Below are 26,587 nucleotides of genomic sequence, written 5' to 3'. Positions count from 1 at the left end.
GCCCACGTTATGGTTGCCTAAGCGAAGGGGAGTAGCCCACAATCGCCCGGTCGACATACTGGCGTTCAGCCCGGCCCGGCGAACCGGATTCCGCACCGGTGGGCGAGACCTTCGGCCGCGACGCACCCGCGTCGCCCGGCCGGAGGAAGGTCCCCACCTCCTCCACACCGACACGCGAGGAGGAGGAACCCCCGGTATGTGGTCCGCCCTGGTCCTGAGTTTCGCCGTCGTGTTCGTCGCCGAACTCGGCGACAAGTCGCAGCTCATGGCGATGACGTTCGCCTTGCGCTACCGCTGGTGGGTGGTCCTGTCCGGCATCCTCGCGGCCACGACCGCGGTGCACCTCGTGTCCGTCGCCGTGGGCCACTACCTGGGCCTCGCGATCCCCACCTCGGCAATGGCGATCGTCGGCGGCCTGGCCTTCCTGTTCTTCGGCCTGTGGACGCTGCGCGGCGACTCCCTCGACGAGGACGAGCAGGGCAAGGCCGCCCGCGTCACCCGTTCGGCCTTCCTCGCCGTCCTGTCGGCCTTCTTCCTCGCCGAACTCGGCGACAAGACCATGCTCGCCACCATCGCCCTGGCCGCGGACAACGACTGGGCCGGCGTGTGGGTCGGCTCGACGATCGGCATGGTCGCCGCCGACGCGCTGGCCATCGTCGTCGGCGCCGTCCTCGGCAAGCACCTGCCCGAGAACGCGATCCGGCTGGCGGCGGCGGCGCTGTTCTTCGGGTTCGGCGCCTGGATGCTCGGCGAAGGCCTGGCCCCCGGCACGCCCGCCGGCCCGGTCGCGGGCGGGGTGACCCTCGCCGTCGCGCTCGCCGTCGTGACCGGCCGGGCGCTGCTGCGCCGCCGGACCGAGGTCGCACGGGTCCCCGTCGCCGTCGAGGAACCCGCCGAGCGGTAGAGCACCGCGCGAGCGCACCTGCGTCCGCCTCCCCAGGAGTATGCTTGCCGATAGGCAAGTAAATGGAGGTGGGCATCACGACCGCACACGACCGCTTCGACGAGGAAGACGTCAACCGCCTGCGCGTGGCGCTCGGCCGCATCGCGCGCCGCGTCGACCGCCGCACCGCCGGCGCAGGTGGACTCACCCGGTCCCAGTTCTCGATCCTCGCCACCGTCGCCCGGCGCGAGACCGTCGGCGTGCGCGAGCTCGCCGAGATCGAGGGCCTCAATCCGACCATGCTCTCGCGGATGCTCGGCAAGCTCGAGGACGCCGGACTCCTGACCCGTTCCCCGGACCCGGACGACAAGCGCGTCGTCCGCGCCCACATCACCGAGGCCGGTGCCCGTACGTTCGCCGACCTGCGTCGCATGCGCACCGCAGTGTTCACCGAGCACCTCGCGGAACTGTCCCCCGAGCGGCTCCACGCCCTGCACGACGCCCTGCCGGCGCTCGAAGCGCTCGCCGAGCAGATGTGCCGTCGCTCCGCGGAGGAGCGCCGATGACCGTCCTCACCGACCTGCGCGGCCAGACCTTCGCCGCCTTCCGCGGCGCCAACTTCCGGCGCTACATCAGCGGCCAGGCGGTCTCCCTGATCGGCACGTGGATGCAGACGGTCGCCCAGTCGTGGCTGGTGCTCGAGCTCACCGGCTCCGGCACCGCGATCGGCCTCGTCCTGGCCCTACAGACCGTGCCGATGCTGCTGCTCGGCCCCTACGGCGGGGTGGTCGCCGACCGCGTCGACAAGCGCCGGCTCATGATCGGCCTGCAGTCCGCGATGGGTGTGCAGGCCCTGATCCTGGGCCTGCTCACCGTCACCGGTGCCGTCCAGCTGTGGCACGTGTACGTCCTCGCCGTGGTGCTCGGACTCAACCAGTGCTTCGAGAACCCCGCCCGCCAGTCGTTCATGCTCGAACTCGTCGGACCGGAGGACCTGCGCAATGCCGTGAGCCTGCAGTCGGTGCTGGCGTCCGTCGCGCGCCTGATCGGCCCGGCCGTCGCGGGCCTGATCATCGCCGTCGGCGGTCTCGGCGTGTGCTTCCTGCTCAACGCGCTCAGCTTCGTCGCCGTCGTCGCCTCCCTGGCGAGCCTGGACCTGTCCCTGCTGCGCCCGTCGCCACCCGCCGCCCGCGCCCGCGGCCAGCTCCGCGAGGGGCTCACGCACGTGCGGCAGACCCCGGCACTCGCGGTGCCGCTGCTGACGATGGCGCTGGTGGGCTGCCTGGCGTACGAGTTCCAGGTGGTGCTGCCCGTGGTCGCGCAGCAGACCTTCGGTGCCGGCGCCGAGACCTACGGCTTCCTCACCGCCGCGATGGGCGCCGGCGCCGTCGTGGGCGGGCTCGCCGTCGCCACGTGGGGTCGCACCGGCACGACCGCCGTGGTGGCCACCTCCGCGGTGTTCGGCGTGGTGCTGCTCGCGGCCGCGGTGGCGCCCACGCTCGAGCTCATGCTCGCCGCGATGGTGCTGGTCGGCGTCCTCAGCGTCGCGTTCACCGCCACCACCAACAGCTCCCTGCAGCTCGCCGCGGCCCCCGGCATGCGCGGGCGCGTGATGGCGCTGTTCGCGGTGGCCTTCCTCGGCTCCACCGCGATCGGCGGCCCGATCGCCGGGTGGGTCAGCGAACAGTGGGGCGGCCGGGCCGGACTGCTGCTCGGCGCCGCCGCGTGCCTCGTCGCCGCGGGCGTCGGCGCGACGCGCCTCGGACGCGACGGCGGGCCGGAGTCGTGACCCCGGCCGCCCGGTGCCGGGCGGCCGCGCCAGGGCCCGCTTCAGTCGAGCAGATCGGGCTGGGCGGCGACGATGCGTTGATACAGCGGCTGGAACTGGAACCATCCGGCGTACTCGAGTCCGACCTGGTCGTACGTCAACTTCGCGGTGGCGGCGTCGAGGGGGCGGGGGGTGCCGGCGGCCATGGCGATCAGTTGGGCCTGGCACGACCGTTCCATGGTGATGAACCACCACGCGGCCGAGTCGACCGTCTGACCCACGGTGAGCAGCCCGTGATTGGCGAGCACGACGGCCTTGTTGTCGCCGAGGGCGGTGGCGATACGTCGGCCCTCCTCGACGTCGAGCACCACACCGGTGTAGTCGTCGAACACTGCGTGATCGTCGTAGAAGGCACAGGCGTCCTGCGTCAGCGGCTCGAGTCCGATCTTCAGGCTCGACAGCGATTTGCCGTAGAGGGAGTGCGCGTGCGCGGCGGCCACCGCGTCCGGACGCGCAGCATGGACCTGGGAATGGATGGCGAAGGCCGCCCGATTGACGGGCCGGTTCCCCTCGACGATCTCGCCCTCGTGGTTGACCAGGATCAGATCGCTCGCCCGGATCAGGCTGAAGTGCACTCCGAAGGGGTTGACCCAGAAGTGGTCGGAATGCTCGGGATCGCGAGCTGTGATGTGGCCGGCGACGCCTTCGTCGAAGCCGCATGCACTGAACAGCCGGAACGCTGCGGCCAGGCGCTGCTTGCGGTGCAGGCGCTCCTCGTCGGCCGAGCCGAACGTCGGTGGCCGTGGCACCTCGATCCCCGGACCTGTCTGCGCTGCGTCGGTCATGAGCATTCCTTCCCGAGGGCCGATCTTGTGTCCCGGTTCATACTCGGCCTTCGCTTCGCCCGTGACCATCGGCAACAGAGCCGAACTTCGGGCATCCTGTTCGGCAATTTCACGAGAGCGCCGGCGCGACCATCGACCGGACGAGCCCGTCGACCGTGCGCAGATCCCACCCGGTCAACTGCTGCCAGCGTTCGAGCCGGTACGCGAGCGAATTGGGATGCAGGTGCAGTCTCCGGGCGGCCGCGCTGGCAGAGAACCCGCTCTGGGCGAACGCCGAGACGGCTTCGGCCAGGTGCGGGTGCCGGGCCGCGATCTCCGCGCCCTTCGCCAACATCGGCGCCAGCTCTTCCCGGTGTTCGAAGAGGATCGCCGGCAGCCAGCACTCGTCGAAGTCGGCGGTCTGTGCCCGGCCCCGCACCAGCGCGAGCGCGCGCCGGGCGTCACCGATGCTCGTTGTCGCCCCCTCCAGGCCCCGACGGGCGAGCCCCAATCCCACCGACATGTCGGGGCGCACGTGCCGGATCGCGTCGACGACCACCGAACTCGCGACCGTCTGGAAGACGGTGACGACCGTGGTGCCGCGTCGGCTGCACAGCGCCGGCGCCGGTCCGTCGTCCAGCGCGTGCTGCAGTCCCTGCAGCTGCACATCGGACCACGCCTCGGACGGCGTGCATGCGGCTCGGAACATCCCGTCCGGGTCCAGCCCCAGCGCAGCGGCCAGCGTTCGGGCCTCCTCCGTCGGGTGTCCCTGCTCGAGCAGTTCGAACAGCAGCGCGCGGCGATTGGCCCGTACCGCCTGCGCCGTGCGGGTGGCGTCGTCGTGTCCCATCGCCACCGCGGTCGTCCCCGCATGGACGAGGTCCCACAGCAGCCCCCCGGCGTGCAGCAGTTCCGTGGTGGGCTCCGGCGCGTGCTCGACGAGAGCGCGCCACAGTTCTCGCGACCCGATGTGGAAGGACTCGATCACATTCGCAAGGGTCAACCCCTGCAGTGCCCGTTGCCTGCCGAGTTGCCGGGCACGCTCGAACTCGGGGCCGGCCGGGTGCGTGTCTGCGGGACGATCCGCGAGCAACCGGAGGGTGACGAGGAACTGTTGCCGGGTCGATTCGCGGTGTTCGTCCGGCGGCACCACCAGGTAGGTCGGCAGACGTTCGCGGATCCGGTCGACCGCCTCGGCCGACAACGCGTCGAGGTCGGCGATCACCGCGTCACACAACCCGGCAATCGAACTGTCGGATTCCACGGTGCCCCTCCTCCGCTACCGGGCGTTACCGTGGTCGACGCTAGTCGCCGCACGACAGCTCCGGCGCGGGGCGGCCCGACCACCGCTGCCGATCCGCACGAGCTAACGCGCGCTAAGGTGCGAGCGTCGACAAGGCGCACGCCGGACGGTGGCGCCACGAAAGGAGCACGGCAGTGGAAATTCAGGGAACCGCCGCACTGGTCACCGGCGCGGCCTCCGGTCTCGGCGCAGCCACCGCCCAGCGTCTCGCCGACGCCGGCGCGACCGTCTTCGGCCTCGACCTCGCGCAGTCCATCGAGCGCGTCGGCGACAAGGCGCCCGCCGGCGTCACCCTCATCGCCACCGACGTCACCAGCGCCGACGACGTGCAGGCCGCCGTCGATCAGATCGTCGCCTCGGGCCTGCCGCTGCGCCTCGTCGTCAACTGCGCCGGCGTCGGCTGGGCCGGCCGGGTGCTGTCGAAGAACGGCCCGCACGACCTCGAGCTGTTCCGCACCGTCATCACCGTGAACCTGCTCGGCACGTTCAACGTCCTGCGCCTGGCCGCCGACGCGATGTCCAAGACCGAGCCCGTCGACGAGTACGGCCAGCGCGGCGTCATCATCAACACGGCCTCCGTCGCCGCGTTCGAGGGCCAGATCGGCCAGATCGCCTACTCCGCCTCCAAGGGCGGCGTCCACGGCATGACCGTCCCCGCGGCCCGCGACCTGGCCCAGTACGGCATCCGGGTCAACACCATCGCCCCCGGCATCGTCGACACCCCGATGCTCGCCGGCGTCACCGACGAATACCGCAAGGGCCTCGAGGCGGGCGTGCCCTTCCCGTCCCGCCTCGCCCAGCCGTCCGAGTATGCCCAGCTCGTGCAGATGATCGCCGAGCACGACTACCTCAACGGCGAGACCATCCGCATGGACGGCGCGCTGCGCATGGCGCCGCGATAGGCGGCTCCGCCGCCGTGGTGTCCTTTCGGATCCGCCCGGATCCGAAAGGACACCACGGCACACTGGTGCCATGCGCCTGGTGTGGCTCGTGGTCGCGGTCGTCGCGGTGCTCGCGTCGGCCCTGTGGTTCGGGCAGCGCCGGCTGATCTACCTGCCCGACAGGTCCCCGCCGCCAACGGCGCAGTCGCTGCTGCCCGGCGCCCGCGACGTGCTGCTGACCACCTCCGACGGGCTCGAACTCGGCGCCTGGTACGTCCCGCCCCGCGGCACGGCGCGGGGCTTCACGGTGCTGCTCGCCTCGGGCAACGGCGGCAACCGCGTCGACCGCGCGCCGCTGGCGTCGGCGCTCGCCGAGGCCGGCTTCGCCACTCTGCTCTTCGACTACCGCGGCTACGGCGGCAACCCCGGCCGCCCGAGCGAGGACGGCCTCGCCCGCGACGTGCGCGCCGCCCGGCAGTACCTCCTCGAGCACGAGAACGTCCGACCGGACCGGCTGCTCTACCTCGGGGAGAGCCTGGGCACCGGGGTGACGACGGGGCTCGCCGCCGAGTATCCGCCCGCCGGCATGCTGCTGCGCTCGCCGTTCGTCGATCTGCCCACCGTCGGCCGGCACCACTACCCGCTGCTGCCCACGGGGCTGATGTGGGACCGCTTCCCGGTCGCCGAGACCGTCGCGCGTCTCGACGTGCCGATCACCGTCGTCTACGGGACCGCGGACACGATCGTCCCGCCCGGGCAGAGCGAGGCCGTCGCCGGCGCCGCCCGCCGGCTCGTCGAGAAGGTGGCCCTGCCGGGCGCCGAGCACAACGATCCCGTGATGTTCGGCCCGCCGGTGGTCGACGCCCTGATCCGGCTCGCCGAGGCGGTGACGCCCCCGCAGGAGTGATCTACAGGTCGGAGATGTGCGGGATCTCGTGCACCGCACGCTCGCTCATCCACTCGCGGAGCACCTTCGTGGCGATCACGTCGTCCTCGTTGTACTCGAGCAGGCGACGTCGCTGCTGCGGGTCGGGGTCCCCGTCGTAGCCGACGGCCTCGCGGTACCAGCTCATCGACGCCTCCCCACCGGCCTCCTCGTCCCGCCAGCGGTGCCCGGCGATCGGCGCGATCTTCTTGAGTCCCTTGCCGTTCGGGCACACGAACTGATCGGTGACGACCTGGTAGATGTCCACCCACTGCGGCGAGTCGATGAACTCGCGCACCTCGTCCTCGCTCGGTACCCCCGGGAAACCGGCGAACCGGCGGGCCGAGCCGAGCAGCCACTTGTCCTCCGCGGTACGCGAATAGCAATAAGCGGCAAAGGTTTTCCCACTCGCGGCGGCGGCGGCCCGTTCCGCGGACAGCCACGTCCAGAACTCGGCGAAGGAGCGGGCCTCGTCGTCGGTGGGCACCGGATCCCAGCTGACGAACGCCCGGTACGCGGAGATCCCGCCGACGTTGAGCAGCGTGCCCCACAGGTACGCGCCGTGCTCGTGGTAGCTCTCCATGTCGATGTCGATCTCGATGTCCGCACGCCGCACGTGCACGTGGTCGTGCCGCCGCACCAGCGGCGCACCCGCCAGCCACGCCTTGGCCACCACGACGGTGTCCTCGAACGAGCCCTGCGGCCAGGTCTCGGGCGGGTCCCCCTCCCAGCGGGCCAGCTGGTCGATCGTGTGCACGCCCAGCTCGCGCAGCACCGCCGCGCGCTGCCCCGGCGCGACCAGCGACACGTCGTGCGTCGCACTCAGCTGCTCACGGCACCGCGGCCACCACGGGCAGGTCTTGCACTCCCCGATCTGCAACGGTTCCGTCGGCGTCTCGCCCCGGGCGATCGCGAGCCGGTCGGCCAGCCGCGCGTCGTAGTCCTCGAGGACCGCACTCAGGTCGTGCACCAGGATGCAGTCCCCGCCGTACCCGATGGCGCCGCCGACCTGCGCCGGGCTGGCCAGACCGTGACGCTCGAGCATCCGGTACAGGTGGGCCACCCGCATCTGGTCGCGCACCTGGCTGCGCACCTTGCGGGTCTCGTCGACCACCGGCTCCCACGCGAACAGCCCCGACGTCGTCGCGCCCCGGCCCGGGTCGGTGACCTTGTGATTGACCACGATCACCGGGATGTAGCCACCGCGTTCGACGTCGCGCAGCAGGATCTCGGCCCGGCCCCGCCGGCCCGAGTCCGGCTCCGACGGCAGGACCGCGCCCCAGATCCGGTTCGCGCCGCGACGGCATGCGTCGAGGGTGGCTTCGGCGCGCCGCCACGCCGGCCCCTCGGGGTCGATCCGCGCCCAGTCGCCGGGGTTCGCGTCGAACAGCCGCTGCCGCACGGCCTCGCGGTGGGTGGCCGCCGCCTCCTGCCGCTGCTTGGCTCCCGGGTGCTCCGGGGCCGCGGCCAACTCGTCCGGAAAGGCCGCGTCCAGATGGACCCGGTGCCGGCAGCGGGTCAGCGCGCTCGCCTCGATCAGGACCGGCGAGGTCCGTCTCTCGCTGGATACGTTCACAGTGAAGAACAGTATTCGTCCACCTAGGGTCAACCGGAAACCCCCGTCACGGATAGGCTGACCCGTGGCGCCGTGGGCGCCGTACACCGAATGGAGGGTCCTGTTCGATGGCGTTGTTCAAGAGGCGGAAGCGCCGCGCCACCCGCAAGGCGGAGGCGAAGGCTCTCAAGCACAAGGCGAGGCTCGAGGCCAAACTCAACGCGAAGAATCAGCGCAAACGCGACAGCCGCCTGACGAAGGCCGAGATCAAGGCGGCCAAGGCCCAGCTCAAGGCCGACAAGGCGCTGATCGAATCGCAGACCCGGGTCGAGAAGCAGCAGCTCGCCACGCTCAAGGCCCAGGAGAAGGCCGCCGCCCAGAAGGGCTTCACCGCGGCGAAGGTGCGGCGCTACCTCGCCGTCGTGCGGCTGCTCGCGCCGGTGCTCGTGCCGCTGGTGTACCAGGGCGTGACCGCGCTGCGCGGTCAGCTCGACGCCGCGCGCGCCCAGCGCATGGGGGTCGCCGTCGACCAGCTCGGCGAGTACACCGGTCACGGCGCGCACCTGAGCGCCCGCATCGCCGGGGCCGAGAAGTCGCTCGGCGAGATCCTCGAGCGCCATCCCAAGGACGCCGAGACCCAGAAGTTCGCCGACGCCATCCGGGGCCGGCTCTCCGACCTGACGGCCGCGGTGCACGCCGCCGAGCAGATGCCGGCACCGCGCCGCAAGGCCGCGCACGCCGGCATCTCGCGGGAGCTGGACGGCATCGAGGCCGACCTGCTCGCCCGCCTCGGCGTGCGCTGACACCAGCGTGACGCCCGGCTCGACCCTGCGCGGCGCCGCCGCGGGAGCGCTGACCGCCGCCCTGGCGGTCGCCGCGCACGGCGGCGCCGGCGGCGGCGTGCCCGGCAACGCGGCGGTGGCGTTGCTGCTCGCCGTCGCGGCCGGGGTCGGGCTCGTCGCCGCCCACCTCCGCGCGGTGCCCACCGCGGTGCTGCTCGCGGCCGGGCAGGGGGCGACGCACCTGGTGCTGGCCGCGGTCACGACCGGCCACCTGCACGCGTCGGCGCCGATGCTCGTCGCACACACCGTCGCGGTCGTTGCGTGCGCGGCCCTGCTCGAGGCGGCGCAACGCCTGTACGGGCCGCTGACCCGGGCGGTGCGGGCGGCATGGACCGCGGCGCCCCCACGCATCGAGGCAGCCCGGACGGTGCTGCCGGTCGTGGCGGGCCGGACCGTCGCGTCGGCCCGGCCGGCACCGTGCATCTCCCGGCGGGGGCCGCCCGTCGCGGCGTGACCGCGACCCACCCCACCGGAGAGAGAAACCCATGAACATCCCGAACACCGTCGCCGCACGCCGGCGACAGACCCCACTCGTTCTCGCCCGGCTCGCCGGGCTCCTCGGCCTCGCCCGGCTCGCCGGGCTCCTCGGCGCGGTCGCGGCGGCATTGCTGTTCGCGGCCGGCCCGGCCGCCGCGCACTCGGTCGTCATCGCCAGCACACCCGCGCCGGGCGAGCAGATCGCGCAGGGCCCCGAGCGCGTGAGCCTGACCTTCAACGAGGCTCTGCAGGAGTCCTTCGCCGCGCTGACCGTCGTCGGCCCGGACGGCAACCTGTGGTCCAAGGGTGATCCCCTCGTCGAGGACGCCACGGTCTCCGTGGCCGTCGGCGATCTCGGCCCGGCCGGCGAGTACACCATCGCCTACCGCGTGACCTCGGCGGACGGCCATCCGGTCACCGGCACCCAGGTCTTCACCCTCACGCAGGACGGTCCGGGCGCACCCGGCGCGGCGGCCGCCGCCGGTGCCGCGGCGCCCGCGGCGGACAGCGACGAGGACAGCGGCCCGGCCGTGTGGGTCTTCGTCGTCGTGGGCGTCGCCGTCCTCGCCGGCGTGCTGTGGTTCGTGCTGCGCAAGCCGAAGAAGGCCTGACGCCGGTGGCGGGGCGTTGACGACGAGCGGCACCGGCACCGCCGCGCACCGGGCGTGGCTGCTCACCGCCGGCGTCGGCGCCACCGCGGGCGTCGCCGCCGGATGGCTGCTGGCGAACCCGGCCGCGTCGAGCTGGGTGCGGGCGCTGTCGCTGTGCGTCGGCGCGACGGTGCTCGGCCTGGCCACGCTCGGTGTCATGGTGCGCGACGAGCGGCGGCCCCCCGTCGCCCCCGGCGACGTCTGGCGTGCGATCGCCGGTCTCGGCGGGCTCTGGGTGCTGACGGAGGTCGTGCAGCTCGTGCTGCAGGCCGCGGACATCACGAACGTCCCCGTGTCGCGGCTCGGGGTGTCGCGCTTCGCGGAGTACCTCGGCAGTGCGGGCGCCGGCCGGATCGGCGTGGCCGCGCTGCTGTGCGTGCTGGTGTGCACCCTCGTCGCCGCCCTCGCGTATCGCCGGTCGGCGGCGTGGCCCACGGTCCCGGTCCTCGTCGCCGCGGCGCTGGCGCTCATCGCCCGGCCGGTCACCGGCCACATGTCCCAGCAGGCCCTCGGATCGCTGCTCGACGCGGCGCACGCCCTGGCGGCGGCGCTGTGGTTCGGCACGCTCGTCGCGCTGGCCCTGACCGTCCGGTCCCGCGGCGCGTGGGCCCGGCTGCTCCCCCGGTACTCGGTGCTCGCGGTGCGATGCGTCGCCGTGCTCGCCGCGACGGGCGTCGTCGACGCGGCGGTACGGCTCGGCTCGGTCACGGCGCTCGTCGACACCGGATACGGCCGCATCGTGCTGGCCAAGACGCTGACCCTGACGGCACTGCTGGTGCTGGCGTGGTGGTGGCGGCGGACGTGGGTGCCGGCCGCGGCCGCGCACCGGGTCACCGCGGAGGCGTCGCTGCGCAACGCGGTACTCGAGGTCGCCGCGACGTCCGTCGCGTTCGGGCTCGCTGCGGCGCTGGCCACCAGCGCCTGAGCTGGCCCCGCGGCGTCCCGGCGGCTGGATTGCGGGAGTGTGACCGCGCACAATGGGAGGTGTCGAGAAGAGTGCGACGAAACGGACAGGCACAACGGACGGGACGGTTGCCGATGTCCGAAACCGGTGCTGTGACGACCCGCGTCCGGCCGCACCCGGGCCGCCAGTGATGACCACCCGGACCTCCGCACTGCGGGTGGGATCGGCGATGCCCGATCCGCCGTTCGAGTTCTACGAGCGTGGCGGGCCCGTGGGGTTCGACGTCGACCTCACCCGGGCCCTCGCCGGGCACCTCGGGCTGCTGTGGGAATTCGTCCCGCACGAGGGCGACGACTTCGAGACGATCTTCGACGAGCTGGCGGCGGGGCGCTTCGACGTCGTCGCCTCCGGCACCACCGTCACCGAGCCGCGCCGCGAGCGGGCCTCGTTCTGCGCGCCGTACTTCGTGTCCGGGCAGTCCCTGGCAGTCGACACCGCCCGTCACCCCGCGGTGCAGGGGGTGGCAGACCTGACGGGCCTGACCGTCGGGGTGCAGCAGGGGAACACCAGCGAACCGGTGGTGAAACGCCTTCTCGCCGAGGGACGGATCGGCGGGATCCGGGTGTACGCGTACCACGAGATCGACCGTGCCCTGGACGAGCTGTCGACCGGCGGGTGCGACGCCTTCATGAAGCTCGGTCCCGTCCTGACGTGGCTGACCCGCGACCGGACACACGTCGACGTCGTCGAGTACGACATCACCCGCGAGGAGATCGCCCTGGCGGTGCGCCTCGGCGATGCCGCGCTGCGCGCCGATCTCGAGGAGGCGCAGCGCGCCCTCACCGCGGACGGCACGCTCGGCGCGCTGGTCTCACGATGGCTCTCCCCCGCTCGGGGCGACGGCACGTCGTCCTCCTGACGCACCGCGAAGCGATGCCGGCCGGGTGCGGCGGACGAGCAGAACGACCGCCAGCACCGCGACCCACAGCACGAACGCACCGAACATCACGCGTTCGACCGCGCCCATACCAGGGGTCGGCTCGGCGGCGGCGACCGCCGGCACGTACCGGCCCGTCCATGCTCCGAACGCCAGGATCGTCGCGACCGTGACCGCCGAGTACACCCGGAACCAGGTTCCGAAGGCAGCGGCCGCGAACCCGATCATCGCGCACCACAGCGAGACCGTCACCGCGCTGAGAACCAGGTGCATGGTGTCGGCGAGCGGCATGGCGGCCCCGGCCTCGATGTCCTCACGTCCGGTCATCGGAAACGGCAGCCACAGGGGTCCCACGAATCCGTAGGCCACCAGGAGAACTCCCGCGATGCGCAGGGGGCGGACGCCGCGGCCCGTCCGCCACACGCCGATCCCGAAGGCGACGATCAGCACGTCGTACACGAATCCCACAGCGGTCAGGGGCGCCCGGGTCGGCGCACCGACCGACGTCAGCTCGCTGATCGCCTGATCGAACCGGCTGTAGCCGTCGTAGAGCGCAGCCGCGAGTATCTCGTGCGCAACCACGTACAACAGCGACGACACGACCCCGCAGGCGAGCAGCACCGTCGACGCGGTGCTCGGACGGTGCGACCCGTCGCGCCGGGCCTGGGATGTGTGCGGAGCAGGGGTGGACACCGTCGACCTCCCCGGACGCCGACTCGGCGGTGCGGGCGCCCGATGGGTCCAGCATGATCCGGCCGGGGAGGCGACGCCAGAGACCTTCGGCCCCGATCCCCGCGGAATGTGAGCTATCCGTCGCCCGTATCCCCCGCCACGGCCGGTGCAGCATGCCACGCTGACGCACCGAGCCACGGACGCGCCGGGGCGGAAGGGACGAGGGTGTATCGGAAGATCGAACTGCGGGGCCGGCAGGGCTTCGAGGCGATGGCCTCCGATGCCGGGAGCCGCACCGAGCTGTCCGTCCCCGACGTGACGCAGTTCCGGTTCCGGATGGAGATCTGCAACGTCGGGGCGATCAGTGTCGGCCGGGTGCAGATGTCACCGCATTGTGCTCTGGCCGGCGTCGTCGAGGACGGCGAGGTCGCGAACCTGTTCCTGATGCTCACCGGCGAGCGGGTGGTCGACGACGGCACCACCCGGGTACACGTCAAGAGCGGCCGGATCGTCCTGCAGGTCGGGTGGAATCGATACGAGGCCGCGGATGCGGACGGCTCGGACCTGCTCCTGGTGCGCATTCCCCGCCACCGGCTCGAGGAACGCGGACTCGATCTCGAGGAGACGGCCGTGACGTTCGGGCCGGCCAAGCCCACCCTGTCGACGCACGCGCTCAACGCGGTGGGAATGGCCATGCTCCGCGAACGCGGTCGTCACAACACCACCGCGGCCCCGCGCGGCGTAGAGAACGCCCTGATCGAGCTCGTGGTGGGGCTGCACCACGAATCGCTCGGCTACGGCGCCGATTCCGGCGAACTGTGCGGCAGCGCGTACACCCGCGCCCTCACCCTCGTCCGGGCCCATCACAGCGACCCGAGGCTGACCCCGACCGTGATCGCGGAGCGGCTGCAGATGTCGTTGCGGAGCCTGCAGCGCGCCTTCACGGCCCACGACACTACGGTCGCGTCCCAGATCCGGCGACTGCGCGCGCACCGCGCCGCCGTGCTCCTCCAGGAACCCGCCTATGCCCGCACCACGGTCGCCGAGATCTCGGCGATCGCCGGTTTCGCGTCCAGCGCCGAGCTGCGTCGCGCCCTTCGCGCGGTGCGCGGCGTGAGCCCGAGTGAGCTGCGACCGCACTGAGCTCGACCGCACCGGGCTCGACCGCACCGGGCTGCGACCACGCTGGGCCTCGACCCGCACCCCGGAACGATCGTGGTGCATTTCGCGTCACCACGGTGCATTCTGCGCCGCCGTGTTCCGGTGCCCGGCGAAGACCGTGTACCTGTTTGCGTCCGGGTGTCCTTTCCGGCTCTACTGACGTAACCGTGGGTGGGGTCCGGCCGTGGTGGAAGCGCACGCCGTTGCCGCAGTAGCGTTCTGGCTTGTCTAGGGTCAGTTCGCTACAGGTGCGGAGAACGGCGTGCGCGCAGCCAGGATATGGCGTCGGGTGTTGGGTGTCGACCACACGGTCATCGACGCGGTCGGTTTCGACGAGCAGGCCGGGGCGGTGGTGGTCTCGGTGCGGCCGCAGGCCCGCGCCCGTCACCGGTGCGGGGTGTGCCGGCGCCGTTGCCCGCGCTACGACGGAGGAGCCGGACGGCGCCGGTGGCGGGCCCCGGACTGGGGTGCGGTGCCGGTGTTCGTCGAAGCCCCGCTCCGCGGGTGCGGTGCGCCGAACACGCGGTGGTGGTGGCGGCGGTGCCGTGGGCCCGGCACGGCGCCGGGCACACCTATGGTTTCGATGCGACGGTGGCGTGGCTGGCCACGCAGACCTCCCAGACGGCGGTGTGCGCGTTGATGCGGATCGCCTGGCGCACGGTCGGGGCGATCGTGGCGCGGGTGTTCGCCGACGGCGACGCCGGCGCCGACCGGCTGGCCGGGGTGCGGCGGATCGGGATCGACGAGGTGTCCTACAAGAAGGGCCACAAGTACCTGACCGTGGTCGTCGACCACGACACCGGGCGGTTGGTGTGGGCCGCTCCCGGTCACGGCGCCGCGGTGCTCGCCGGGTTCTTCACCGCGCTCGGGCCGGACCGTTGCGCCGAGATCACGCATGTGACCTCGGATGCGGCCGGCTGGATCGCGGCGACGGTGGCCCGGTGGTGCCCGGCCGCGGTGCGCTGCGCCGACCCGTTCCACATCGTGGCGTGGGCGACCGGTGCCCTCGACGTGGAGCGGCGGGCGGCGTGGAACCGGGCCCGGGGCCCGCGTCCGGCGGCCCGTCCCTGGGCCGGGGCGGGATACAAATCGCGCACCCGCTCGGCCGGGGATCCGGCCACCGCGGCGGTGAAGAACAGCCGCTGGGCGTTGCTGAAGAATCCCGAACACCTGACCGCGGCCCAGCGTGATCAGCTGGCCTGGATCGAGGCTCACGACGCCCGGTTGTTCCGGGCCTGGCAGCTCAAGGAACAGCTACGGCTGATCTTGAAGCTGCCGTCTGCGGTGGCCCCCGATGCGCTCGATGCGTGGATCGAGGACGCCGCCGCCAGTGGCCTGCCGGCGTTCGTCGGCCTGGCCCGCAGTATCACCGCCCAACGCCCGGCGATCCTGGCCACGATCGAACACCGGTTGTCGAACGGGCGGGTCGAATCGGTCAACACCAAGATCCGGCTCATCGTCCGCCGCGGCTTCGGGTTCCACACCCCCGAGGCTGTCATCGCCCTGGCGATGCTCAGCCTCGGAGGCGACCGACCCCGACTACCCGGTAGAACAAACCCACGGATCAGTCAGTAGAGCCTCCTTTCCGTCCGTTTCCCGGGCACCTCCGAACCGTGAAAGGCGTGTGCGTGATGCTGGATTCGTTGTGGGACCTGTTGTGGTACACCCTGGTCGTCTTCGCGTTCGTCGCGTACCTGCTGATCCTGTTCCAGGTGCTGACGGACCTGTTCCGTGACCGTTCCACGTCCGCCGTGGTCAAGGTCGTGTGGATCATCTTCCTGGTCGTCCTCCCGTACCTGACCGCCTTCGTCTACCTGCTGGTGCGGGGCCGCGGCATGTCCGAGCGGCACGCGGCCGCCCACGAGGCGGCCCAGCACGCGGCCGACGACTACATCCGCAAGGTGGCCGGACGATCCCCGGCGGCCGAGATCGCCGAGGCCCAGGCACTGCTCGAGGCCGGGACGATCACCGGCGACGAGTTCGACCGGCTCAAGGCCAAGGCCCTGCGCTGACTACCACCGCTGACGTCGAGCCCGGCCGGGTGGTCACGCCGCGCGCTCGGCTGCTCGGCTACGGGCGCCGGTTCCACCCGATCGGTCTGGGCTTCGCGCTGGTGTTCTTCGTCTGGTCGATGACGCCGTCGTTGCTGCCGCGGGTGTGGTATCTACAGGGCGTGGCGTCGGGGCTGAGCCTGGTGACCGGCTACGGGATCGGCTGCCTGCTCGCCTGGGTGGTCCGGCGCTGCGGCGTCGATCCGCAGTGGTCGGAGCGGACCCGCCGGGTCGGCTGGTGGATTCTGGCCGGGGCGGCGCTGGTGCTGGTGCCGGTGTTCCTCGTGCTGGGGTCGTGGTGGCAGCAGATCATCCGGGACCTGGTGGGGGTGCCGCGGGCCCAGCGCTCGTTCTATCTGCTGGTGCTGCTGATCGCCCTGGTCGTCGCGCTGGCGCTACTGGCGATCGGCCGGGGCCTGCGTGCGGGCACGAACCGGTTGACCCGGCTGGGCCGGCGGTACGTGCCCGGGCCCGTCGCCCGGCTCGGGGCGGTGACCCTCGTGGTGCTCCTGAGCGTGTTCGTGCTCGACGGCGCCGTCCACCGGGGTGTGCTGGGCGTGGCGGAACGCTCGTCCGAGGTGGCCGATCAGGGCACCGCACCGGGTGTGGTGCAGCCCGGGCTGCCGGAACGGTCCGGATCGCCGGCCTCGAACGAGGCGTGGGACACCCTGGGCCGGGAGGGCCGCACCTTCGTCGCGGGCGGGCCGAGCGCCGAGCAGATCGAGACCGTCACCGGGGCGCCGGCGCGCACCCCGATCCGGGTCTATGCCGGCCGCGAATCCGCCGACACGGTCGAGGGCATCGCGGACCGGGTCGTCGCCGAGCTCGAGCGCACCGACGCATTCGACCGCCGGGTGCTGGCGGTGGTGACCACCACCGGCCGCGGCTGGGTCAACGCGAACGTCGCCGGGGCCTTCGAATACGTCGCCGGCGGGGATTCGGCGATCGCGGCCATGCAGTACTCGTTCCTGCCCAGCGCGTTGTCGTTCGTCGCCGGCCGGGAGACGCCCCGGCTGGCGGGGCGGGCGCTGTTCGAGGCGGTGTATGCGGCGTGGTCGGCGCGGCCCGAGCCGGAGCGGCCGACGCTGGTGGTGTTCGGCGAGAGCCTGGGCTCGTACGGCGGTCAGGCGGCGTTCGCGTCGGGGCCGGACCTGGTCGCCCGGACCGACGGGGCGCTGCTGGTGGGTACCCCGAACTTCGCGCAGCCGTGGGGGGAGATCACCGCGGACCGCGACCCGGGGTCGCTCGAGCGGCTGCCGGTGGTCGACGCCGGCCGCCACATCCGGTTCGCGTCCCGCCCGGACGATGCGGACCTGCCCGGGCCGTGGCAGTTTCCGCGGGTGGTGTTCTGGCAGCATGCGAGCGATCCGATCACCTGGTGGTCGTTCGAGCTGTTGCTGCGGGAGCCGGACTGGTTGCGGGAGCCGCTCGGCCCGGATGTGGATCCGGGCATGCGGTGGCTGCCGTTCGTCACGTTCTGGCAGGTCACGCTCGACATGGTGTTCTCCGCCGACGTCCCGTCCGGGTTCGGCCACGCGTACGGGCCGGAGGCCGCGCAGTTGTGGGCGGACATCCTCGCCCCCGACGGCTGGGACGCCGCGGCCACCCACCGGGTGCAGAACGCCCTCGCCGGGACGGCGTCCGACGACTGAACCGCTGTGGGTACCGAACCGCTGTGGGTATTGGACATCTGTAGGTACTACAGCACCCCGGCGGCCACCCGCAGATCGGCGACCAGCCCGGCGAGGGCCTCGTCCCGCTGCTCCGCCGGTCCGCGCAGGATCGCCGAGGGGTGGATCGTGGCGACGACGGCCGGAGCGGACGGAATCTGCACCTCCCCGTCGAGGTGCAGGATCTCCCCCCGGTGCGCGGTCACCCGGAACGACGGGCCGAGCAGCGACTGGGCCGCGGTGGCGCCGAGGCACACGAGCACGTCGGGCTGCACGGCCCGCAGCTCGGCGACCAACCAGGGCCGGCACGCGACGACCTCGCCGCGTGCCGGTTTCTTGTGGATGCGACGCCCGCCGGCGGCGGCCCGCTCGAACTTGAAGTGCTTGACCGCGTTGGTCACGTAGACCTCGCCGCGGTCGATCCCCGCCTCCTCGAGGGCCCGGTCGAGCAGCCGCCCGGCCGGGCCGACGAACGGCTCCCCGGCCCGGTCCTCCTGATCGCCGGGCTGCTCGCCGACGAGCACGAGCCGGGCCGTGGCCGGGCCGGCGCCGAACACGATGCGTTCGGCGTTCCGGTACAGCTCGCATCCGCGGCAGCCGCCCGCCGCGGCCGCGAGCTCGGCCAGGTCGGTGGTCTCCGGCACGAATTCCTCGGCTCCCGGTTGCCTGCTCACCGCCACCTCCCTTCGGTGACGGACGGGTACCCACCGGCGCTCAGGACATGCGCAGCCGCGACACCCAGGCCCGTGTGTCGGCGGGATCGATGACGTCGTCGAGTTCGAAGATCGTCGCGGCCTGCAGGGCCTTGCCGTGCTGGTAGGCGGCGGCGACGAGCTGCGCGAACAGCTCGTCGCGCGCGGCCCGGTCGGGTGCGGCCTCGAGTTCCTTGCGGAAGCCGAGCCGCACCGCGCCCTCGAGCCCCATCCCGCCGATCTCGCCGGTGGGCCACGCCACGGTGAACTCGGGTGCGTGGAAGGACCCGCCGGCCATGGCCATGGCGCCGAGGCCGTAACCCTTGCGCAGGATGATCGTGCCGAACGGGACGGTCAGGCGCGCACCGGCGACGAACAGCCGGCCGAACCGGCGCACCGTGGCCTCCTTCTCCGACTCGGGTCCGACCATGAATCCCGGTGTGTCGCAGAGGCTCACGACGGGCAGGCGGTGCGCCTGGCACAGCTCGAGGAAGTCGGCGGCCTTGTCCGCGGCCTCGGCGTCGATCGCGCCGCCGAGGTGGTGGCTGCTGTTGGCGAGCACCCCGTACGCCGCGCCCTCGACGCGGACGAGGGCGGTGACGATGCCGACACCGTAGTCGCCACGCAGTTCGAGCACGGAACCGACGTCGGCGATCGCATCGATCGCCGCGCGCACGTCGTAGGCGCGCAACCGGTTCTCGGGAACGACGTGGCGCGCCAGCCGCGGGTCCGGGGCCGCCCACTCGCCGGCGGCGGCGGTGAAGTAGCCGAGGTACTGCCGGGCCAGTTCGACGGCGTGCGCCTCGTCGCGTGCGGCGAGATGCACGACGCCGTTGCGGCGCTGCACGTCGATCGGGCCGATGTCCTCGGGCCGGTACACGCCGAGCCCGCCGCCCTCGATCATCGCGGGCCCGCCCATGCCGATGTTGGTGTCGGGAGTGGCGATCAGCACGTCGCACACGCCGGCGAGGGCGGCGTTGCCGGCGAAGCACCGCCCGGAGACCACCGCGACGGTGGGGACGCGCCCGCGCAGGGCGGCCATCGCGCGGAACGTCGACAGCTCCAAGCCCTGTCCGGGTCCGGCGTCGACGTCCCCGGGCCGTCCGCCGCCGCCCTCGGCGAACAATACGAGCGGCACCTCGCGGCGGGCGGCGAGGGCGAGCAGCCGGTCGGTCTTGCTGTGGTTGCGCATGCCCTGTGTGCCGGCGAGGACGGTGTAGTCGTAGGAGAGCACCACCGATTCGGCACCGTCGATGCGGGCGAGACCGCCGACGAGCCCGTCGGCGGGGGTGTTGGCGATCAGGTCCTCCTCGCTGCGCCGGCTGCGCTGCGCGGCGAGCACGAGCGGCCCGTACTCGACGAAGGTGCCGTCGTCGACGAGGTCGGCGATGTTCTCCCGCGCGGTGCGACGGCCCGTCCGGTGCCGCTTGGCGACCGCGTCGGGCCGGGCGGCGTCGAGGGTGCGGGCGTGCCGGTCCCGGATCTCGGTGAGGTCGTCGCGCACGGCGTCGAGGTCCCGCTCACCCCCGTCGCCGGTGGCCGCGTCGCCGGACCCGGCGCGCACCACGGCGAGCACCTCCCCCGGCTGCACGGTCTGCCCCGGCCGCACCAGCAGGCGCACCACGGTCGCCGGTCCGGAGGCGGACACCACGTGCTGCATCTTCATCGCCTCGAGTACCGCGACGGGTGCGCCCGGCGCGAGCGCGTCGCCGTCGGCGGCGGTCTCGACGACGGTGCCGACCATGTCGGCGCGCACCGCCTCCTCCCCCGCGTGCAGTTCCGGCGCGACGGCCGGTGCGCCGTCGGGGCCGGCGACGGCGAGGTCGGCGATCCGTTCGTCCAGCCACGACGTGTGCACGTCGGATGCCGCGAAGTCCTTGTCGCGCAGGATGTTCTGCAGAAACTCGGCATTGGTGGCGACACCCTCGACGAGCAGGTCGCCGAGCGCCGCGTCCGTCTTGCGCAGCGCTGCCGCGAAGTCGTCGATGCGGGTGTGGGTGATCACCTTGGCCAGCAACGAGTCGTAGCGCGGGCTGGTCGTCAGCCCGGGACGGCCGTAGGTGTCGACGCGGACGCCCGGCCCGGTGGGCGGCGTGAACACGGTGAGCGTGCCGGAGGCGGGTACGGCCCGGCCGTCGGGGCGCATCGTCTCGGTGTTGACGCGAGCCTGGACGGCGATGCCCTTCGCGGCGGCGGGCTCGCCGCGCACGCCGGCGCCGTCGGCGGTGACGCCGCCGGGCAGGCCGAGTTCGTCGAACCGGGCACCGCGGGCGATCGCGATCTGCGTCGCGGCCAGGTCGACGCCGGTGACCTCCTCGGTGACCGTGTGCTCCACCTGGATCCGGGGGTTCACCTCGAGGAACACCGCGTCGTCGCCGGCGACGAGGAACTCGACGGTGGCCAGACCCCGATAGCCCACCGATGCGCACAGCCGCGCCGCGGCCTCGTGCAGCGTGCGGCGCACCGTCGCGCCGAGCCGTTGCGCCGGAGCGATTTCCACGAGCTTCTGGTGGCGTCGCTGCACGCTGCAGTCCCGGTCACCGAGCGCGAGGGCCCGCACCCCGCCCGCGCCGTCGGGGGCCGCGACGACCTGCACCTCGATGTGCCGGGCCCGAGCGCACAGGGCCTCGGCGAACAGCGCGCCGTTGCCGAAACCCAACTCCGCCTCGGCCGTACACGCGCGGAAGGCGTCGTCGAGGTCCGCGGCGTCGTGCACGATCCGCATGCCGCGGCCGCCCCCGCCGGCGAGCGCCTTCAGGACGATGCCGCCGGGGTGGGCGGCGAGGAAGTCGCGGGCCGCGCCGGGCGTGACGCCCCCGTCGGTGGCGGGCAGCACGGGCACCTGTGCGGCGACGGCGGTGCGGCGGGCGGCGGCCTTGTCACCGAAGATCCGCAGCACCTGCGGCTCGGGTCCGACGAACGTCATCCCGGCCGCGGCGCACGCTTCGGCGAATTCGGCGTTCTCGCTGAGGAATCCGTATCCGGGATGGACGAGGGTGCAGCCGGTCTCGGCGGCGGCGCGCAGCAGCGCCTGCCCGTCGAGGTAGGCGGCCGGTCCGGCACCGGTCAGCGCGACGGCGCGGGTGGCGGCGGCGACGTGTGGGCTGTCCGCGTCGTCCTCGGCATACACGGCGACGGTGTCGAGGCCGAGTTCGGTGGCGGAACGGATGACCCGCAGGGCGATCTCGCCGCGGTTGGCTACGAGCAGCATGGGTGTCGGGGGTCCTGTCGGTCGGGGCCGGTCAGCGGAAGCCGATGAGCCGTTCGGACATCGCGATCATGTCGTCGATGTAGGACTGCTGTTCCTGTCTCGGGGCGCCGAGCAGGCGCAGGGCGCCGGCGCGTTGCGCGTCGGCGAGGGTGCGGGCGATGCGTTCGGGTGGCGCGCACGGGAGCACCTCGCCGGTGGCGTTGATGCGTTCGACGAACCGCACGTAGCGGCCCACCAGGCGTTCGCGCACGCTCTCCCACTCGGCGCCGACCTCGTCGTCGAGGCGGGCGCGGTGTTCGATCAGCTCGAGGATGCGGCCGTTGACGTAGACGGACTCGATGAAGGCGCGGGTGGTGGTGCGCAGCACCCGGCGCAGGTCGTCCACCGCCTGCCCCTCCATGTGCTGGGCGTCGAGGAACTGCCGGCACACGAGGGTGGCGAGCGCGCGGAACACCTCCTCCTTGGAGGAGAAGTACGCGTAGAAGGTGGCGCGGGAGACGTCGGCGCGGCCGGTGATCACCGCGACGGTGGTGCGCTCGTAGCCGAGTTCGCCGAAGCAGTCGCGGGCGGTCTCGAGCAGGGCCCGCCGGCGCGGGCCGTCGCTGTCCCGCCGCGCGGACCGGGCCCGTTCCTGGGCATCGCTCGTCGTCACCCGCACAGCATGCGTTGACGTTGACGTCAATGTCAACGGCGGACGCCGCGCTCGTGTCGCTCCGCGCCGCCGGGTGGGCGGGCTCAGGACCCGCTGCGGCCCTCGGGGTGGGACGGGGACGATCCGGGCGAGCTCACCGGCCGCGGCCAGGGGTGCCCCGCCAGACGCTCGAGGTCGGTGTTGAATCGTTCGAGCCAGCGGGCGAACTCGGCGACCTCGGCGGGATCCCAGTCGACCAGCACCCGCTCGAGCCCGGCGACGGAGCGGGCGCGTTCGTCGTCGAGGTGACGGACACCCTCCGCGGTGATGCGGAACTTGCGCGCGATGCCCCCCTCGGGGTCGGGGATGCGCTCGGCGAGAGCCGCGCCGGCCGCATCCGCTCGTGGACCTGCGGGCCGACCAACGCCGCCTCGGTCGTGGTGGGGTTCGGGATGTACGCGCAGTCGCTCATCGTGCCGCAGCTGCTGCAGCTGCCCGCCGAGACCGGCTACGGCCTGGGCCAGTCGATGCCGGCCATGGGACTGTGGATGGCACCGGGCGGCCTGGTGATGATGGCCGTCTCACCGATCGGCGGAAAATTGCACGCGACCCGCGGCCCGAAGGTCACCCTGTTGATCGGATGCCTGGTCATCGCCGCCGGCTACGGGGTGTCCCTGCTGCTCATGGGCTCGACTTGGGGCTTGATGCTCGTCGTCTGCATCTGCAGCGCCGGTGTCGGCTTCGTCTACGGGGCCATGCACGCGCTGATCATGGGTGCGGTGCCGCAGTCCGCCACGGCGTCGGCGAACAGCGTCAACTCCCTGATGCGCGCAGTGGGCACCTCGGTGTCGGCGGCGGTGGTCGGCGTGGTCCTGTCGCAGATGAGCGTGCAGGTCGGCGGCTACAGCCTGCCGACCGAGGGCGGGTTCCGCACCGGGATGCTCATCGGCTGCGGTGTCGCCCCCGTCGCCGCCGCCGTCACCCTCGCCATCCCCGTCGCCCGGCGGCCGAGCCTCGAACCGGTGCGCGAGCCCGCTGCGGCCCGGGTGTGAGCCGACCCGGTTTACGCAACACGGGTGTTCTCGAAATACACCGCATACCAACGAAATCCGCTCGGCCACTACCCTGTTCGCACACCCGCCGCACCACTACCATGGTCTGCATCCCATAGTGGACAACCGTCCTCCGGAAGGATCGATCATGACCACGATGGAAATGCCGCACGTCACCGAGTGCAGCGTCGGCACCTGCTCCTACAACCACGACGGCTGCCACGCCTACGCCATCAACGTCGCCGGGCACAACGGCAGCGCCGACTGCGAGACGTTCATCCCGCTGTCGACCAAGGGCGGCCTGGACACCGTCACCAGCAGCATGGTCGGCGCCTGCCAGCGCGCCGACTGCGTGCACAACCAGGATCTCGAGTGCACCGCGAGCGAGATCCGCGTGGGCGGCACCGGCAGCGGAGAGCACGCGGCCAACTGCCTGACCTACCGAGCCCGGTAGGTTCCGCCGAACTCACCGCCGCGGCCGCATCAACGTGCGCACCGCGTCCGTCAACGCGGCCGCCGACAGCTCGGGACTGATCGCGCGCTGCAGGCCCAGGCCGATGCCGAGCCCGAGCAGCATGGCCGACGCCTGCCCGGGATCCATCGTGGGCGTGACGTCGTACCGGTCGGCGAGCGAGCGGATCAGCTCGGCGATGAGCGTGCGCACCCCTTCGGCACCCGCCGCGATGCGGGACCGGATCTCCTCGTTGTGCCGGGAGCGCACCGAGAACTCGATCTCGAGCAGGGTCCAGCGCCGGTCGCCGATGGTGCGCTCGGCCCACACCCCGAACGCGGTCACCACGTCGTCGAGCGTCGCACCGGCCGCGAGCGTCGCGGCGATCTCGCCCATGCGCTCGGCCCGGATCCGATCGAGCACCGCGAAGCACAACTCGTCCTTGTTGCGGAAGTTGGAGTACACCGCACCCTTGGAATAACCGGCGTCCTCGGCGATCTGGTCGAGGGACGCCGCGGCGTAGCCGCGGTCGAGGAAGTGCTCGGCCGCCGTGGCGAGCAGATCCTCACGGGTGCGTGCCTGAGTCTCCTGGCGGGTCGGTCGTGCCACGACTCGACGGTACCGGAGCGGCCGAAGTTCGGATACTGTGGTTATCCGGATACCGACGGTATTCGAATGGGGATCACGGGAGACGAGGGGACGACGCGATGGACGAATACCGGGTGGTGGTGATCGGCGCCGGGATCTCCGGCATCGGCGCGGCGATCGCGCTGCGACGGCGCGGGATCACCGACTTCGTCGTCCTCGAGAAGGCCGGGACCCTCGGCGGCACGTGGCGCGCCAACACGTACCCCGGATGCGCCTGCGACGTGCCCTCGCTGCTGTACTCGTACTCCTTCGCCCGGAACCGGGACTGGAGCCGAATCTTCGCCGGACAGAACGAGATCCGCGACTACATCGAGAACACCGCCGACGCCCGCGGCGTGAGGTCCCACGTCCGGTTCGGGATCGAGATGCTGCGCGCGGACTGGGACCCGATCGACGCGCGCTGGACCCTCGAGACCACCGGCGGGACCGTGCGGGCGCGGTTCCTCGTCGCCGCCGCGGGACCGTGGAACGAACCGCTCGTACCCGACATCCCCGGGCTGTCGCAGTTCCCCGGCGAGGTGTTCCACTCGGCGCGCTGGAACCACGACTACGACCTGCGCGGCAAGCGCGTGGCCGTCGTCGGCACCGGAGCCTCGGCCGTCCAGTTCGTCCCCGAGATCGCGCCGGACGTCGCGCGGCTGCACCTGTACCAGCGGACGGCGCAGTGGGTGCTGCCCAAGCCCGACCGCCGGCTGTCGCGGTTCGAGCGCCGGCTGCTCGCCCGCGTCCCGGGCGCGCGACGACTCGTCGAGGCGACCGAGTACGCGCTCATGGAGGCCCTCGGCCTCGGCTTCCGGCACCCGTGGCTCATGCGGCAACTGCAGTGGATCGGCCGCGCCCAGCTGCGGGCGCAGGTCCGCGACCCGCGGCTGCGCCGCGCCCTGACCCCCGACTACACCCTGGGCTGCAAGCGGCTGCTCATGTCGAACACCTACTACCCCGCCCTCACCCGCCCCCACGTCGAGGTCCACCCGAGCGCGGTGCGCGAGATCCGCGGCTCCACCGTGATCGCCCAGGACGGCAGCGAAGCCGAGGTCGACGCCGTCGTCTTCGGCACCGGCTTCCACATCCTCGACATGCCGATCGCCGGCCGGATGTTCGACGGACAGGGACGCAGCCTCGACGAGCACTGGCAGGGCAGCCCGCAGGCGTTCCTGGGGTCGTCCGTCGCGGGCTTTCCCAACGCGTTCGTCCTGCTCGGCCCCAGCCTCGGCACCGGCCACACGTCGGCGTTCCTCATCCTCGAAGCCCAGCTCGAGCACGTCGCGACCGCGATCGACACGGCGGTGCGCCGCGGCTGGCGCACCCTCGAGGTGCGGCGCGACGTCCAGGACGCCTTCAACGACGAGGTCCAGGCCGCCCTTCCGGGCACGGTCTACAACTCCGGCGGATGCCGCAGCTACTTCTTCGACGTCAACGGCCGCAACAGCTTCAACTGGCCGTGGTCGTCGGCCGCGCTCCGTCGCCGGGTGTCGGCGTTCGACCCGGGCGTCTACGCCGTCACGCGCGACGACGAACCCGTGCCCGCCGGGTGAGCGGTGTCCGCCGGTGATCCGTGTCCGCCGGTGATCCGTGCGCCCGGCGGTCCTCGGTGCCCGGATGGCCGGCGTACCGTCGGGTCATGGCCCGCAGGTCCGCCACCCGCCGCCGTCCGCCCCCGTCGGACGGCTACCTGTACGAACCCAGCGAGCGGCGGGTCCGCGGAACCTGGGCCGGTCACACCGTGGTCGACACCATCCGCGCGCTGCTCGTGTGGCCGCCCGGCCATCCCGTCCCCTTCTACCTGTTCCCCCGCGACGACGTGCGCACCGATCTCCTCGCGCCCGCCCCGGCACCGGGCGACAGGAACGACGTCGCGCGGTGGTTCGACCTGACCGACGACGAGACCCGGGCGCCCGCCGCGGCGTTCGTGCTCGACGTCGCGGGACTCGAGGAGTACATCGGCTTCGAATGGTTCGGCCGCCGGGGAGCGGGCATCGAAAACTGGTACGAGGAGGACACGGAGATCTTCGTTCATCCCCGCGACCCGCACCACCGGGTCGATGCGCTGCCCAGCAGCCGGCACGTGCAGGTGTCCATCGCCGGCACGGTCGTCGCCGAGACCCGGAACCCGGTGCTGCTGTTCGAGACCCACCTGCCCGTGCGGTACTACATCCCGCCCGCCGACGTCGACTTCTCGGTACTCGAGGAGACGGAACTGCACACGTCGTGCCCCTACAAGGGCACGGCCCGGTACTGGAGCTTCACCGGAACGCCGCGGGCCGAGAACGTCGCCTGGTCGTACCCGGATCCCCTCCCCGCCGTCGCACCGATCGCCGGCCACGTCGCGTTCTACAACGAGGCGGTGGACCTCGTCGTCGACGGCGTGCCCGTCGCGCGTCCGGGCGGCTGACCGCGCC

General features: G+C 72.4%; 25 protein-coding genes and 2 pseudogenes. 18 read left to right on the top strand and 9 right to left on the bottom strand.

Annotation, left to right across the window (positions count from 1 at the left end):
• Positions 1-196: 196 nt before the first annotated feature.
• From ISO16_RS18195 to ISO16_RS18185, 3 genes are all read left to right on the top strand, one after another.
• Complete coding sequence (locus ISO16_RS18195; RefSeq protein WP_006944658.1) at positions 197-904, top strand: TMEM165/GDT1 family protein; 708 nt, start codon at positions 197-199, stop codon at positions 902-904.
• A 125-nt stretch (positions 905-1,029) separates the two neighbouring features.
• Positions 1,030-1,449: a MarR family winged helix-turn-helix transcriptional regulator gene (locus ISO16_RS18190; RefSeq protein ID WP_029546932.1), complete on the top strand. Its 420-nt coding sequence runs from the start codon at positions 1,030-1,032 to the stop codon at positions 1,447-1,449.
• Positions 1,446-2,672 (top strand): MFS transporter, encoded by a 1,227-nt coding sequence (locus tag ISO16_RS18185; RefSeq protein ID WP_072633903.1) that lies wholly within the window; start codon positions 1,446-1,448, stop codon positions 2,670-2,672. Before ISO16_RS18190 ends, ISO16_RS18185 begins: the two co-directional genes overlap by 4 nt.
• Before the next feature lie 41 nt (positions 2,673-2,713).
• On the opposite strand, the gene ISO16_RS18180 is transcribed toward ISO16_RS18185, so the two are convergent.
• Positions 2,714-3,496 (bottom strand): class II aldolase/adducin family protein, encoded by a 783-nt coding sequence (locus tag ISO16_RS18180; protein WP_006944669.1) that lies wholly within the window; start codon positions 3,494-3,496, stop codon positions 2,714-2,716.
• A gap of 109 nt (positions 3,497-3,605) precedes the next feature.
• Positions 3,606-4,739 (bottom strand): PucR family transcriptional regulator, encoded by a 1,134-nt coding sequence (locus ISO16_RS18175; protein WP_029546930.1) that lies wholly within the window; start codon positions 4,737-4,739, stop codon positions 3,606-3,608.
• Positions 4,740-4,912: 173 nt separating this feature from the next.
• Here ISO16_RS18175 and ISO16_RS18170 point away from each other — a divergent pair, with 173 nt between their 5' ends.
• Positions 4,913-5,680, top strand: a complete 768-nt coding sequence (locus tag ISO16_RS18170; RefSeq protein WP_006944673.1) for an SDR family NAD(P)-dependent oxidoreductase — start codon at positions 4,913-4,915, stop codon at positions 5,678-5,680.
• A gap of 70 nt (positions 5,681-5,750) precedes the next feature.
• Positions 5,751-6,566 carry an alpha/beta hydrolase gene (locus ISO16_RS18165; RefSeq protein ID WP_072633902.1) on the top strand — a complete coding sequence of 272 codons (816 nt, stop codon included), beginning with the start codon at positions 5,751-5,753 and terminating at the stop codon, positions 6,564-6,566.
• Between the two features lies 1 nt (position 6,567).
• Here ISO16_RS18165 and ISO16_RS18160 read toward each other — a convergent pair whose 3' ends face one another.
• Positions 6,568-8,160, bottom strand: coding sequence for a TM0106 family RecB-like putative nuclease (locus ISO16_RS18160; RefSeq protein ID WP_044476388.1), 1,593 nt, complete (start codon positions 8,158-8,160; stop codon positions 6,568-6,570).
• Positions 8,161-8,267: 107 nt separating this feature from the next.
• On the opposite strand from ISO16_RS18160, the gene ISO16_RS18155 reads away from it, so the two are divergent.
• The 5 genes from ISO16_RS18155 to ISO16_RS18135 all read left to right on the top strand — a co-directional run bounded on the left by ISO16_RS18155 (position 8,268) and on the right by ISO16_RS18135 (position 11,931).
• A complete protein-coding gene (locus ISO16_RS18155; RefSeq protein ID WP_006944681.1) occupies positions 8,268-8,942 on the top strand; it encodes a DUF6474 family protein in 675 nt (224 codons plus the stop codon).
• Positions 8,943-8,949: 7 nt separating this feature from the next.
• Positions 8,950-9,435, top strand: a complete 486-nt coding sequence (locus ISO16_RS18150) for a hypothetical protein (RefSeq protein WP_029546928.1) — start codon at positions 8,950-8,952, stop codon at positions 9,433-9,435.
• A gap of 31 nt (positions 9,436-9,466) precedes the next feature.
• Entirely contained in the window at positions 9,467-10,069 is a 603-nt protein-coding gene (locus ISO16_RS18145; protein ID WP_029546927.1) for a copper resistance CopC family protein, read from the top strand.
• Positions 10,070-10,085: 16 nt separating this feature from the next.
• Positions 10,086-11,033, top strand: coding sequence for a CopD family protein (locus ISO16_RS18140; protein WP_072633901.1), 948 nt, complete (start codon positions 10,086-10,088; stop codon positions 11,031-11,033).
• A gap of 169 nt (positions 11,034-11,202) precedes the next feature.
• On the top strand, positions 11,203-11,931 hold the full coding sequence (locus ISO16_RS18135; RefSeq protein WP_072633900.1) for an ABC transporter substrate-binding protein: 729 nt from the start codon (positions 11,203-11,205) through the stop codon (positions 11,929-11,931).
• On the opposite strand, the gene ISO16_RS18130 is transcribed toward ISO16_RS18135, so the two are convergent.
• Positions 11,884-12,642: a DUF998 domain-containing protein gene (locus tag ISO16_RS18130; protein WP_230304384.1), complete on the bottom strand. Its 759-nt coding sequence runs from the start codon at positions 12,640-12,642 to the stop codon at positions 11,884-11,886. The genes ISO16_RS18135 and ISO16_RS18130 overlap by 48 nt on opposite strands.
• Before the next feature lie 204 nt (positions 12,643-12,846).
• On the opposite strand from ISO16_RS18130, the gene ISO16_RS18125 reads away from it, so the two are divergent.
• From ISO16_RS18125 to ISO16_RS18110, 4 genes and pseudogenes are all read left to right on the top strand, one after another.
• Positions 12,847-13,764, top strand: coding sequence for a helix-turn-helix transcriptional regulator (locus ISO16_RS18125; RefSeq protein ID WP_072633899.1), 918 nt, complete (start codon positions 12,847-12,849; stop codon positions 13,762-13,764).
• A 280-nt stretch (positions 13,765-14,044) separates the two neighbouring features.
• Positions 14,045-15,357 (top strand): annotated as a pseudogene (locus ISO16_RS18120) (ISL3 family transposase).
• A 56-nt stretch (positions 15,358-15,413) separates the two neighbouring features.
• Positions 15,414-15,794 (top strand): PLDc N-terminal domain-containing protein, encoded by a 381-nt coding sequence (locus tag ISO16_RS18115; protein WP_029546925.1) that lies wholly within the window; start codon positions 15,414-15,416, stop codon positions 15,792-15,794.
• Between the two features lie 29 nt (positions 15,795-15,823).
• Positions 15,824-17,485: an alpha/beta hydrolase gene (locus ISO16_RS18110; protein WP_195886170.1), complete on the top strand. Its 1,662-nt coding sequence runs from the start codon at positions 15,824-15,826 to the stop codon at positions 17,483-17,485.
• A 47-nt stretch (positions 17,486-17,532) separates the two neighbouring features.
• On the opposite strand, the gene ISO16_RS18105 is transcribed toward ISO16_RS18110, so the two are convergent.
• The 4 genes from ISO16_RS18105 to ISO16_RS29095 all read right to left on the bottom strand — a co-directional run bounded on the left by ISO16_RS18105 (position 17,533) and on the right by ISO16_RS29095 (position 22,300).
• Positions 17,533-18,177: a UdgX family uracil-DNA binding protein gene (locus ISO16_RS18105; RefSeq protein ID WP_139310930.1), complete on the bottom strand. Its 645-nt coding sequence runs from the start codon at positions 18,175-18,177 to the stop codon at positions 17,533-17,535.
• A gap of 40 nt (positions 18,178-18,217) precedes the next feature.
• Positions 18,218-21,406 carry an acetyl-CoA carboxylase family protein gene (locus ISO16_RS18100; RefSeq protein WP_072633895.1) on the bottom strand — a complete coding sequence of 1,063 codons (3,189 nt, stop codon included), beginning with the start codon at positions 21,404-21,406 and terminating at the stop codon, positions 18,218-18,220.
• 31 nt (positions 21,407-21,437) lie between these two features.
• On the bottom strand, positions 21,438-22,064 hold the full coding sequence (locus tag ISO16_RS18095) for a TetR/AcrR family transcriptional regulator (RefSeq protein ID WP_072633894.1): 627 nt from the start codon (positions 22,062-22,064) through the stop codon (positions 21,438-21,440).
• Between the two features lie 77 nt (positions 22,065-22,141).
• Positions 22,142-22,300 carry a hypothetical protein gene (locus ISO16_RS29095; RefSeq protein ID WP_442800799.1) on the bottom strand — a complete coding sequence of 53 codons (159 nt, stop codon included), beginning with the start codon at positions 22,298-22,300 and terminating at the stop codon, positions 22,142-22,144.
• Between the two features lie 116 nt (positions 22,301-22,416).
• Between ISO16_RS29095 and ISO16_RS18090 the strand changes: the two are divergent.
• Both ISO16_RS18090 and ISO16_RS18085 read left to right on the top strand, forming a co-directional pair.
• Positions 22,417-23,089, top strand: a pseudogene (locus tag ISO16_RS18090) (MFS transporter); the annotation flags it as partial.
• Between the two features lie 148 nt (positions 23,090-23,237).
• Complete coding sequence (locus ISO16_RS18085) at positions 23,238-23,543, top strand: DUF1540 domain-containing protein (protein ID WP_006935328.1); 306 nt, start codon at positions 23,238-23,240, stop codon at positions 23,541-23,543.
• A 12-nt stretch (positions 23,544-23,555) separates the two neighbouring features.
• On the opposite strand, the gene ISO16_RS18080 is transcribed toward ISO16_RS18085, so the two are convergent.
• The gene (locus tag ISO16_RS18080; RefSeq protein WP_072633893.1) at positions 23,556-24,149 is read right to left on the bottom strand and encodes a TetR/AcrR family transcriptional regulator; all 594 of its coding nucleotides are present in this window, start codon (positions 24,147-24,149) and stop codon (positions 23,556-23,558) included.
• Between the two features lie 98 nt (positions 24,150-24,247).
• Between ISO16_RS18080 and ISO16_RS18075 the strand changes: the two genes are divergently transcribed.
• Together ISO16_RS18075 and ISO16_RS18070 are read left to right on the top strand one after the other, a co-directional pair.
• Complete coding sequence (locus ISO16_RS18075) at positions 24,248-25,723, top strand: flavin-containing monooxygenase (protein ID WP_072633892.1); 1,476 nt, start codon at positions 24,248-24,250, stop codon at positions 25,721-25,723.
• Between the two features lie 86 nt (positions 25,724-25,809).
• The gene (locus tag ISO16_RS18070; RefSeq protein ID WP_029546918.1) at positions 25,810-26,580 is read left to right on the top strand and encodes a DUF427 domain-containing protein; all 771 of its coding nucleotides are present in this window, start codon (positions 25,810-25,812) and stop codon (positions 26,578-26,580) included.
• Positions 26,581-26,587 lie beyond the last annotated feature (7 nt).

The sequence above is a fragment of the Rhodococcus sp. M8 genome, from assembly GCF_015654185.1.
GTDB lineage: Bacteria > Actinomycetota > Actinomycetes > Mycobacteriales > Mycobacteriaceae > Rhodococcus > Rhodococcus aetherivorans.
This window is presented reverse-complemented; position numbering and strand designations above follow the sequence as displayed.